12 protein-coding genes are annotated in these 11,495 nt (G+C 43.3%); 10 read left to right on the top strand and 2 right to left on the bottom strand.

The window, feature by feature from the left end; all coding sequences use genetic code 11:
* Positions 1–222, top strand: a 222-nt coding sequence (locus V3S16_RS10545; RefSeq protein WP_413884705.1) for a hypothetical protein, incomplete at its 5' end; no start/stop codon positions are given.
* A gap of 104 nt (positions 223–326) precedes the next feature.
* Here V3S16_RS10545 and V3S16_RS10550 read toward each other — a convergent pair.
* Positions 327–1,790: a diguanylate cyclase gene (locus V3S16_RS10550; protein WP_413884707.1), complete on the bottom strand. Its 1,464-nt coding sequence runs from the start codon at positions 1,788–1,790 to the stop codon at positions 327–329.
* Between the two features lie 244 nt (positions 1,791–2,034).
* Positions 2,035–2,793 (bottom strand): CheR family methyltransferase, encoded by a 759-nt coding sequence (locus tag V3S16_RS10555; protein ID WP_413884708.1) that lies wholly within the window; start codon positions 2,791–2,793, stop codon positions 2,035–2,037.
* A gap of 607 nt (positions 2,794–3,400) precedes the next feature.
* On the opposite strand from V3S16_RS10555, the gene V3S16_RS10560 reads away from it, so the two are divergent.
* From V3S16_RS10560 to V3S16_RS10600, 9 genes are all read left to right on the top strand, one after another.
* Positions 3,401–3,973: a PilZ domain-containing protein gene (locus V3S16_RS10560; RefSeq protein WP_413884710.1), complete on the top strand. Its 573-nt coding sequence runs from the start codon at positions 3,401–3,403 to the stop codon at positions 3,971–3,973.
* Between the two features lie 6 nt (positions 3,974–3,979).
* Entirely contained in the window at positions 3,980–6,247 is a 2,268-nt protein-coding gene (locus V3S16_RS10565) for a chemotaxis protein CheA (protein WP_413884712.1), read from the top strand.
* Positions 6,247–6,729, top strand: a complete 483-nt coding sequence (locus V3S16_RS10570) for a chemotaxis protein CheD (protein WP_413884713.1) — start codon at positions 6,247–6,249, stop codon at positions 6,727–6,729. Before V3S16_RS10565 ends, V3S16_RS10570 begins: the two co-directional genes overlap by 1 nt.
* 108 nt (positions 6,730–6,837) lie before the next feature.
* Positions 6,838–7,266, top strand: a complete 429-nt coding sequence (locus tag V3S16_RS10575) for a response regulator (protein WP_413884715.1) — start codon at positions 6,838–6,840, stop codon at positions 7,264–7,266.
* On the top strand, positions 7,220–7,690 hold the full coding sequence (locus tag V3S16_RS10580; protein WP_413884717.1) for a chemotaxis protein CheX: 471 nt from the start codon (positions 7,220–7,222) through the stop codon (positions 7,688–7,690). The genes V3S16_RS10575 and V3S16_RS10580 overlap by 47 nt, the downstream gene beginning before the upstream one ends.
* 23 nt (positions 7,691–7,713) lie before the next feature.
* Positions 7,714–8,754 carry a protein-glutamate methylesterase/protein-glutamine glutaminase gene (locus V3S16_RS10585; protein WP_413884719.1) on the top strand — a complete coding sequence of 347 codons (1,041 nt, stop codon included), beginning with the start codon at positions 7,714–7,716 and terminating at the stop codon, positions 8,752–8,754.
* A gap of 92 nt (positions 8,755–8,846) precedes the next feature.
* On the top strand, positions 8,847–9,224 hold the full coding sequence (locus V3S16_RS10590) for a response regulator (RefSeq protein ID WP_413884721.1): 378 nt from the start codon (positions 8,847–8,849) through the stop codon (positions 9,222–9,224).
* 104 nt (positions 9,225–9,328) lie between these two features.
* On the top strand, positions 9,329–9,727 hold the full coding sequence (locus V3S16_RS10595) for a hypothetical protein (protein ID WP_413884722.1): 399 nt from the start codon (positions 9,329–9,331) through the stop codon (positions 9,725–9,727).
* A 246-nt stretch (positions 9,728–9,973) separates the two neighbouring features.
* Positions 9,974–11,356: a sigma-54-dependent transcriptional regulator gene (locus tag V3S16_RS10600; protein WP_413884724.1), complete on the top strand. Its 1,383-nt coding sequence runs from the start codon at positions 9,974–9,976 to the stop codon at positions 11,354–11,356.
* Positions 11,357–11,495 lie beyond the last annotated feature (139 nt).

The following is an 11,495-nucleotide window of genomic DNA, read 5'->3' on the forward strand; positions in this document are numbered from 1 at the left end:
AAAATCACAAATTCCAAGCACCAAAAAACAAACAAGCTCCAAACTACAAGCACCAAATTCCAAGGAAATTCCAAACTACAAGCACCAAATCTCAAGGAAATTCCAAAGTTTATTATTTTGAATTTCGGTCATTGTGATTTGTTTGTAATTTGTAATTTCTCCATTTCGGTCACGCGCAGCGCAGGCGCTTGCGCCGTGTGTTGTTATTTGTTTGATATTTGATATTTGTTATTTGGAATTTAATTTACTCCATTTGAGATAGGTGCACCCCTATGGGGTAAAATCAAAGCCTGGTCCTCTGGGCCAGGATTCTTTACTTAAAAGGTTCAACCCTCATTTGCGATGGGATACATGCTATTTTGAGTACGCTTGGCATCATAAAGCCTGGCGTCGGCTTTTGATATTAATTCTTCTTCGCTTTCATGTTTAACAAGTTCGCTGGTAGTAGAAATACCACAACTTATGCGCACTTTGATCCTTTCGGACCCCCATTCTAAGACCTGATTTTTCAACTTAGATATTACTCTTTTTACCAGCATTCTGGCCCTTTCCATTTCGGTGTCCGGCAGAATGATTGCAAACTCATCGCCCCCGTATCTGCCCACGATATCGGCCTGTCTGACCGAGTTTAGTAAGAACCTGGCCAGCTCTTGCAGGACAAAGTCACCGGCCTGATGACCAAGAGTATCGTTAATAGCTTTAAAGTCGTCGATATCAATCATGACGAAGGAGAGGGGCCTGTAATATCGTTTGGCCCTCTGAAACTCTTTTTGGATAAAGTTTTTTAGTCCTTTACGGTTGAAAATCCCGGTCAGGTTATCCTTAACCGTCATTTCTTTAAGTTTATGATATTCCTGAGCGTTCTTCAGGGACATGGCCAGAATATTGGAAATGGTAGACATCAACTCCTTTGTTCCATTATTGGACTTTCCCCTGTTTTTGGGGAGGACTACAAACATTCCCAGAGGTTTGTCCGCTATACTTAGCGGCAGGAACCACATTTTGGAAAAGGAGGCCGAGTGAGATGAAGATATTTTAACACCGGATGAATACAGCTTCAGAGACACCTCCGGCATAGAAATCTTGGCCCCCGACAGAGAAAGGAATCTTTCAGTAATATCTGTTTTCAATCTTTCGAGTATTTCTTTATTAATTTCATTATCCGCTACATGAACGGCCAGGTTCCATTGAGGGCCGATGCGGTAAAGAATTCCTAAGAGCTCGGAATCCATAACCTTAAGCAGACCGGCATCTATAATCCTGGGAAGAATTCGGTCCCAGTTTAAATCATAAGCGACCTCGCTGCTAAGACGATTAATAAACCCGAGTTCCTGATTCTTTTTAGTTAGATTCTTTTGCTTTCTTTTTAGCTTGTGGTTTACATCCTTAAGATCATTCATCATTTTTATAATTTCAATGAAGGCCTTGCGATTTTCAATGCCGCCTAAAATAGTGTCATAGATGCGCTTTGCAAGATGGCGTCGGGGAACAAAGCCATAGGCTCCCGCCTGGAGAATTTCAGATATCTTATCGGCATGGACTTCTTTACCATAGAGGATTAAGCAGGACTTGGAACTATTGGCCTGAAGCAGCCTGTTCCAGCTAAAAGCCTGGTCTCCGACCAGATCGTAATCGACCAGGATAGCAGCAAAGTCTTTTTTTAAAATGGTCTCTTCGATATCATCAAAGAGAGGTATCCCACTGATATCGAATCCTTGCGGGATAAGAATTTTTTCAAAAAGATGGAGGTCTTTTTTGTTGTCACCGACAACTAGTATTCTTGTACTCATACCCGTACCTCAATGCCTAATTGAGTTTTGACTAAATTAGTCCCTTAAGTGTAAATTTTTTGCATTTCATGGCAAAAATCAATTATTGAGCAGTACATTTTCACGCAAAGGCGCAAAGCCCGCAAAGGAAAACAAAGATATTTTTTTATAATCTTGGCGTCTTTGCGCCTTTGCGAGAGAGTCTTATTTAATTCTCTCCGAGGCGTAGGCTCTACGAGCCGGAGGCCGGTTTATCCGGCTTAGGTCAGACTTTCATGTAAATACTCGGTTTGATATATTTATACCTGTGTTTGATATTGTTCAGGCTTTCGGCACCCCCAATAATAAGATAACCGTTTATCTTCAGTATGTTATAAAGTTTGTCGATCACTTTTACTTTTACAGCGTTATCGAAGTAAATTAATACGTTGCGGCAAAAAATGATGTCAAACTCTTCCTGGGGAAGTATATCGGACAGCAGGTTAAAGCGTTTAAATGTCACCATTCTCCTAATCTGGTTCTTGACTTTAATATGCGCATCCCATTTACCGCGCCCTTTTTGAAAATATTTTTTTAATAGATTTAAGGGTACATTTTTAGCTTTATCAAGAGGATAAATCCCTTGTTCTCCGGTTTGCAGTACTTGTGTTGAAATATCCGTAGCAAGGATCGTGGGCCTGAACCCTTTCTCAAGACAGTCTATGGCCAATGAGTACGGCTCTTCACCGCTTGACGATGCCGCACACCAGATATTTAAATGACCACTATGAAGACATTCAAAATGATGATTTTCTCTAAAGAAATAAGTATGATTTGTAGAGATGGCATCCAGAAAGTTTTGTAGTTCCTGATCATCATTGTCTAATAATTTCAAATATTCATCGACAATATGAATTCCGGTGCCGCGCAGCCGTTTTGAGAGTCGAGTCTGGAGCAACTGCTGCTTGCCTTCATGTAAATTGATGCCGCACTCGCGGTATACAATATCACTGAATTTTTTAAATTGCTTGGCGGTTACCTGCATAAAACTAAATCCATTTTACTTAGCCATCTTTAGTTGAATTCGTGACTTTTGACGAATTTATCATTATTTAGTAAGCAATAAACGTACCATTCCATCAATTTCGGATTTTTGACAGAAAAACTAGAGTTTTTAGGTAAAGCACTAATAGGCGTTCACAGGTTTCCCGCCACTGGTGGGATTCAACGTTGTCTTTATTCGTTGAACCCTGGTCGCCTACGGCGCTGCCAAAGGCGGGTAAACCTCTGAACCCTGAACCTCTGAACGGTTACTCATATTTTTAGGACCATAGCTTGTTATTTTATTGCTTACGGCGGCTGGTGCGTCAATATGTTGACATTTTTGACAAGAAATTGGGCAATAAAATCGTTTTACGATTTTATGAAGGTTTTTACCTTTCATTTGAATTCATCCGGCGCTGCAAGCAGCGGGGAATTCAAATTTAAAAATATATATTTATTACGACTTTACGGCAAGTTATGGTATGATAGTTGCATGTTTTGATGGCGAATTGTTAGTGGGATTGTGCCTTAAAAGGTTTAACGGCAACAACGGGTGCATTCCCCGTCCCGCTAAAGCGAGACGGGGGAAGCTTACATAGGTGGTTAAAATGGTTACCAAAGAAAGACGTTCTGACGTGAGGGGTGATTATCACTTTCAAATTAAGTACAAGATTGTGACTGCGGAAGAATTTGAAGATTTAAAAAGGTTTGGCAGGGAAATTTTTTCCTCCTCAAATAAAGCACAGAGCGTTGATATTATTGCATCCGAGATAAGTACCGAAAGCACGGCGAATGCCGCTTTAATAAGCTACATTTTACAGATAGACGAAAAATTGGATCAGATTATAGCGCTTTTATCAAAAGACAGGTCGGTAGCAGCCCCTTTCCGTTCGGGCTTGGGACAGAATATCAGCGGGTCAGGCATGCAGATAGTCTTAGAGCAGCCGGTTGAATCCGGGCAGATTATTCACGCAAAGTTTTTTCTTTCAAAGCTGCCGCTCGTTTTTATGGATATATTTGGTAAAGTTATCCGGGTGATTCAGGAAGATGAGGACGGCAGGGTTCTTTACAAGGTTGGTATAAAATTCCTCGATCTCAACATAAGTGACAGGGAAAGAATTATTGCTTCTGTCTTCCAAAGACAAAGAGAGGATATTCGCAAAAGCAAAAATAAAACCTAAGTTGATATGATGGACCAAGCACTGGAAAAATTTAATCAAGAGATTGAATCTCTTGCCCTGGAAGCGGTCATGCTGGAGGCGGGAGACATACCGGGCCTTGGTGCGGTTTTGAAATCGCTGGCATCCATAGAGAACCTGATCCTGGAACTCAAAGAAGAATCCTTGTCATCAATCGTCGGGACGATGAAGGGATATATTGAAATGGTCATTTTAGGCGAGCGGTCCGAGCTGTCGCCTTTTGAAGCAGGTATCTCTCAGTTGCAGGAAATATGCCGAAACCTTATAAACGGACAAGCGTTTAATAAGGACCTTTCCCCGCTTTTAGCAAGCCTTGGTTTTGAGGGAATAGAACCTTCAGCGGCCTCTTTGGAACATAAAAGTGATACCGTACTTGAAACAGGGGCGGCCTTTAAGGAACCAGAGACAACTGCTTTAAAGCCTGACGATCGCAAGACGAAAACAAATAAAGGCTCCCAGCTTTTAAGTGCAGAGGACCTAGAGATAATCACCGATTTTGTAGCCGAATCCCTGGAGAATTTGGGCACTATTGAGATTAATGTGGTGAATCTTGAGCAGGATCCTTCTGACCCGGAGACCCTAAACGCCATATTCAGGCCTTTCCATACGATTAAAGGTGTTTCCGGATTCCTGAATTTTAATAAGATAAATAAACTTTCCCATGCCGTGGAGAATCTTTTGGACAAGGCCCGCAATGCAGAACTTCAAATCAATGAAAAAATAATTGATGTGATACTCGATTGTGTCGATCTGGCGCAGAGGATGATTGAAAATGTACAGGCCACTATGAATTCAGGAACGCCTGAGGAAGGCGAACTGGATATTAAACCTTACATCGACAGGGTTGAACACTTTGTTAATCAGGCTGAAGAAGGGGAGAGAAAGCCTCTGGGGAAAATGCTGATCGAAAAGGGAACGATTTCTAAAGGGGATTTGCAAGAAGCTCTTCACCTTCAGAAAGAGCAGCAGAAAAAAAAGATCGGCGAGATACTTATTGAGGACAAAAAGGTTGAAGCCGGCGAAGTTGTTTCCGCCCTCAGAGAGCAGAAAAAAACCACCCGGCCGGTGGCCTTGCAGGTAAAGATAGATACAGACAAACTCGATAACGTGATAGACATGGTTGGAGAGCTGGCCATCGCCCAATCGATGCTCAGACAGAATGAGGTCGTCGAGGCCGGCAGCAGCCGAAAGCTGGATAACATCATCAACCAGTTGGACCAGATAACCTCCGGCCTGCAAAGGACCACGATGGCCCTGAGGATGGAACCCATAAAGAATACTTTTCGCAAGATGCTGCGGCTTGTTCGCGATCTGGCCAAGAAAGCCGGCAAGGATGTCCAGTTGGTTATGGAAGGCGAGAATACCGAGATAGACAGGAATATGGTCGAAGAAATATATGCGCCCATGGTTCATATTATCAGAAACTCAATTGATCACGGTATGGAGTTGCCCGATGAGCGGAAGGCTGCCGGTAAACCCGCAAAGGGGACCATAAATTTAAAAGCCTATCACAAAGGCGGTGATATCGTAATAGAAATAGAGGACGACGGCCGGGGTTTGAACAGGGAAAAGATCTGGGAAAAAGCTTTGTCGAAAGGCATCGTGCCGGCAGGAGAAAAATTGACCGAAGGCGAGATCAATAATCTTATCTTTCATCCGGGTTTTTCAACCGCTGAAAAGGTGACGGATGTATCCGGACGTGGTGTCGGCATGGATGTGGTTAAAAGTAAAATAATTGAAAGATTGAGAGGAAGGGTCGATATTCAGTCAACCCGGGGCCAAGGTACAACAATTTTAATGCGCCTGCCCCTTACATTGGCTATTTTGGATGGGATGGTAGTTAGGTTGAATGGTGAAAGATATATCATTCCCACCTTAGCGGTTCAGGAGTCTCTCAGACCCCAAAAAGGGGAGTGCTACACTGTCAAGGGCGAAGGAGAAATGATCAGGGTGAGGGACAGCCTGATTCCCCTGATCCGGCTTGATCGTCTCCTCGATTTAAATGGAAATGAATCTGCCAGTGATACGGATAAAGCCCTCTGGGAAAAACTGGTTGTTGTTGTAGAAAACCAGGAGCGCAGAAGGTGTCTGCTTATTGATGAATTATTAGGGCAGGAAGAGGTTGTAATTAAGAGCATTGGCGAGACGTTTAAGGATGTAAAAGGGATCGCCGGCGGGGCGATTATGGGTGACGGCAGAGTCAGCCTCATTTTGGATATTGCCGAAATTGCCGATATTACTTCTGAGAGACAGTGATGGATCTTGTTGTCGGTGTTGCTGATATGAAGGTGAGCAATAAGCCTGGGGATATGCTGGTTACATACTCTCTGGGTTCCTGTATCGGATTGGCCCTGTATGATCCGGTAGTGAAAGTAGGCGGCTTGCTTCACTATATGTTGCCGGAATCGACGCTCGACGGCAACAAGGCCAAAAAAAATCTCTCTATGTTTGGGGATACCGGGATACCGCTGCTATTCAAAGAAACATATAAGTTGGGGGCCAAAAAGAACCGGCTTAAGATCATCGTAGTCGGCGGTGCTCAGATTCTCGATCAGAACGGTTTGTTCAATATCGGCAAAAGGAACCATACCATTCTCAGAAAAATGTTTTGGAAGAACAATGTCATGATTGATTTTGAAGATGTGGGCGGCAATGTCAACAGGACGTTGAAGTTGAAAGTTGAAAATGGTAGTGTTTGGTTAAAGGTATCCGGCGTGGGGACAAAGAAGATCTGCTGAATATGGGCAAGGTTATCTTAAACAACTACGTCCAGGATGCCTTGGCCTATTTAATAGAAAAACAAGGATTTTGAGGAACTGGTCAAGCTATTACAAGGAGATAAATAAATGGCATTTAACGTGTTAATTGTTGATGACTCTTTGTCCATGAGATCGGTCATAAAAAAGACGATTAGAGTTTCCGGCTTCAAAGTGGGAGAGTATTTTGAGGCCGCAGACGGTAAAGAGGCCCTGAAAATCCTCGCGGATGCATGGGTGGATCTGGTTTTAACGGATATAAACATGCCCAATATGAATGGGCTTGAGCTGATAGCCGAGATGCACGATGATCAGATCTTAAGATCGATTCCGGTAGTGATGGTTACAACTGAGGGCAGTGAAAAGAGCGTTCAAAAATCTATGGAGATGGGGGCCAAAGGCTATATCAAAAAGCCTTTCCAGCCCGAAGATATCAAAAGGATGCTAAACAGCATAATGGGAGAAGCAGAAGATGGAGAAAGCGACGATGATCAAAGCGATGAAGGTTTCGATTTCTAATGTGCTTGAGACCATGTTCTATCAAATGGTGCAGATTGTTGATGACGACTGCGGCTTACAGGCATGGTTTGCTCAGGGCCAGTCTTTACTTGGGGCGACCCTCAACTTTTCCGGTCCCTCGGCGGGGTCTTTTTATATTTTAATTCCGGTTGATATGGCTAATGAGATTACGGCCAATTTTTTAGGTCTGGATGCGGGCGAAATAGATGCAGGCCAGAGAACCGATACCGTCAAAGAGGCCCTTAATATGGTCAGCGGGGGGATGTTTGCAATTTTCGATCCCAAAGGAGCTTTTAAATTGGGAATTCCGGAGATGATGACGGAAGATGACCTATCCCATGATAAGCTTAAAGATTTGCAAGGAGATGTTATCCTCTTGGAAACGGAAGATAATCGTTTGGCAGCGGCAATTGCTATGGATTGATCCTTGCGGAAAAAGGAAGGCAAATGGACAAAAAGATAAAGGTGTTGATAGTTGATGACTCAGCCGTGGTCAGGAAGGTTTTTCGCGAAGAGCTTTCCCGCGACAAAGACCTGCACGTGGTCGGCACCGCTCCTGATCCATATGTGGCCAGAGACAAAATAGTGAAATTAAAACCCGACGTCATCACCTTGGACATAGAAATGCCTCGGATGGATGGGCTGACCTTTATGAAAAAATTGATGAAGTTCCATCCTATGCCGGTCATTATCGTCAGTTCTCTGACAAAAAAGAGCGGCAGGCTTGCCATGGAAGCTCTCGCAAGCGGCGCCTTAGAGGTTATATCAAAGCCGTCAAGCGCTTACTCGGTCGGTGAAATGAGCGTCCAGTTAATTGATAAAATTAAGGCTGTAGCCGGAATTAAAGTAGAATCCAAAAGAGAAATAAAGGTCTCTGCCGATGAACCGTTAAAGATCGCTACTAAGGCTCTGGCAGTAACGACTAATAAAATTATTGCCATTGGCGCCTCAACCGGCGGAACGGAGGCATTGAGAGTTGTTTTGTCAAGTATGCCGCCCAATGCCCCGGGAATTCTTGTAGTCCAGCATATGCCGGCCCACTTCACCACCTCTTTTGCTGAAAGGCTCAACGAGTTGAGCATGATTACGGTCAAAGAGGCCAAAGACGGTGATTCAGTGGTCAACGGATTGGCGCTGATCGCCCCGGGTAACTATCATATGCTGCTTAAAAGGAGTGGTGCCAGATACTACGTGCAGATAAAAAAAGGTCCCCTGGTACACCATCAGCGGCCGGCTGTAGATGTGCTCTTTCATTCTGTTGCCAACTATGCCGGCAGCAATGCGGTGGGTGCCGTTCTCACGGGAATGGGTTCAGATGGAGCCCTGGGGCTGTTAAAGATGAAGGAGGCCGGAGCGCGGACAGTCGTTCAGGATGAGAGAAGCTGCATAATTTTTGGAATGCCCAATGAGGCCATCAAATTGGGAGCGGCTGAAAAGGTGGTTTCTTTAAAGAATATTGCCGGGACAGCGCTTAAAATGGTAAATTAAAGATATAGGCCATCTCAAAAATGCATCTAAAGCTACATTTTTGAGATGGCTTGCATTTAACTTTCAAGTTGTAATAAGGAGATCGAGAGATTATGGATTTAAATATGAAAGTGCTTATCGTTGACGATTTTGCCACCATGAGAAGGATTTTAAGAAACATCCTCAAACAGATCGGCTTTACAAATATTGCTGAGGCCGATGACGGCAGTACCGCTCTCAAGGAACTTAAAAAAGAGAAATATGATTTGATACTATGTGACTGGAATATGCCGGAAATGCCGGGTATCGATCTATTAAACACGATGAAATCGGATGACGAATTAAAGGGCATTCCCTTTGTCATGGTTACAGCCGAAGCCCAGAAAGACAATATTGTCGGTGCTGTCAAGGCCGGAGTAAACAGTTACATCGTGAAACCGTTTACGGCCGAGACAATCAGCGAAAAGCTGAAAAAGGTATTTGACGGCTGATCTTCGGCTTTGGGCCGTAAAATATAGTTTTTGTTAAAATCGTGATTTTTTTCTAAAGGAACTGTTTGGTAGTGCCGAAAATAGATACTAAGGGAGGCGTAAACATGAATATCAATAAGATAGATAATGCATTTAAATCAGGATTGCAGCCATCTAACAAGGTCAACGGCGATAATCAATTCAAGCAAATTTTTGAAAAAACTCTGCATAAGGTTGATGAGACAACGATGCCGAGCCCTGTTGACCACCAGACCGATGTCATTAAGCAGGGTGATAAGATTCTAAATTTGTTGGATGATTATGCCAGATTGCTGACCGATCCCGGCCAGAGTTTAAAAGATATTGCACCGTTAGTTGCAAGCATTGAAAAAGAAGTGAGTTTGATTGAAGCTGAGGCTGCCGATAAAGTCCATCACGATCATGAGCTTGAAAAATTTGTCCAAGACCTGGCTGTGACTGCCAATGTGGCGGCACTGAAGTTTCATCGCGGGGATTACATTTAAGTCCTATGGAGTCAAATTTTTGCCGCAAATTCTATTTTTACAGCGTTTCACTGCTTTTTAAATTTTGTTGGCGGCAGCTATAACTTTTCCCTTAACCTATTGAGAAGTAACAAATTATCGACTTTTCCCGGCCTACTTTTCAAAATATCCGCACTTTTTTGTCCTTGATTTGTCTGAAACATTATAATATTTTATTAATAACTTGATAGTACGGCAATTTCCTTTTTTTAAAAAAGATAGTATTCTATGTCAAAGATTCTAATCATAGACGATAATCCCGATATATTGAAGCTAATCGTTGATATTTTAGAGACCAATGATTATGAAGTCGCGGCGGCCCTCGGCGGTGAGGCGGGCATCAGAGAGTTGGAGAATGATGAATATGAGCTGGTTTTAACGGATCTCATAATGCCGGATGTTGGCGGTATGGAGGTGCTTGACCATTTAATCGCCAAATCGGCTAAAACCTTGTGCATCATTCTCACCGGACACGGTTCTATTAAAAGCTCGGTGGAGGCCATCAAAAAAGGGGCTTTTGATTATATCACCAAGCCGGTATCAGCCAGCGATATTTTACTGTCAGTTGAAAAGGCACTAAAATTCAAGAGTCTTGAGGAAGAAAATATCAGGCTTAAAAAGGAGCTGCGAGGGCAATACAAGTATACGAAGCTTGTGGGAACAAGCAGCGCCATTAAAAAGATCTTCGACCTTATAGAAAAAGTGGCGGATACGGACGGTACGGTCTTGATTACCGGCGCCAGCGGTACCGGGAAGGAATTGATAGCAAAAGCAATCCATTACAACAGCAGCCGGAGCGATAAACCGCTGGTTGTTATTAATTGTGGCGCTGTTCCGGAGGCATTGCTGGAGAGTGAACTTTTCGGCCACGAGAAAGGGGCCTTCACCGGTGCCCATAAAAGCAGGGTCGGTCGATTTGAATTGGCCAATTGCGGGACTATTTTTTTAGATGAGATCGGGGAGATGAGCCCGGCCTTGCAGGTCAAGTTATTAAGGGTGCTGCAGGAACAAAAATTTGAAAGAGTGGGCGGAACCAAAACCATCCATGTAGATCTGAGGATTGTTGCAGCTACCAATAAGAATCTTACGACGGCCATTAACAAGGAAAAGTTTAGAGAGGATTTGTATTATCGCTTAAATGTAATTCCAATCAAAGTCCCCGGTTTAAAACAGCGAAAATCAGATATCCCCTTGCTTATTGATCATTTTTTGAAAAAGTTTCAGAAAGGAAAGCAAAAAAAAATAACAAAATTATCCCCTGAAGTGATGGAGGCCATGCATGCTTATGACTGGCCGGGAAATGTCAGAGAACTTGAAAACGTGATCAAGCGATTTACAATCCTTTGCGAAAATCCGGTGGTGTATTTTGACGATCTGCCTGAAAACATGCAGGAGAGCGGTCAATCTGTCCAGCCCGTTGAAGAGGTGATCATAGAAAAAGAGTTGAACCTGCATGAGGCGGTTCAAAACTATGAAAGAAGAATTATTCTTGAGGCCTTAGAGAAAAGCAACTGGGTCAAATCAAAGGCTGCCAAACTTCTCAATATCAACCGCACGACCCTGGTGGCAAAGATTAAAAAACAAAATCTGGACGTGGCCGCCTCGGCTTAGGGTTCGCGCAAAAATAACTTCGCAGAATTGGCGCTCAGATTTGGTTCAGGTTTGGCTGATCCGAGAGAGCAAAACCACAGGAATAGCTGGCTATTTCGCGGATTTTGCGAGTGAGGTATCAGCCAAAGATGGGCTGAAG

The sequence above is a fragment of the Candidatus Desulfatibia sp. genome (genome assembly GCF_036446775.1).
Lineage (GTDB): Bacteria > Desulfobacterota > Desulfobacteria > Desulfobacterales > UBA11574 > Desulfatibia_A.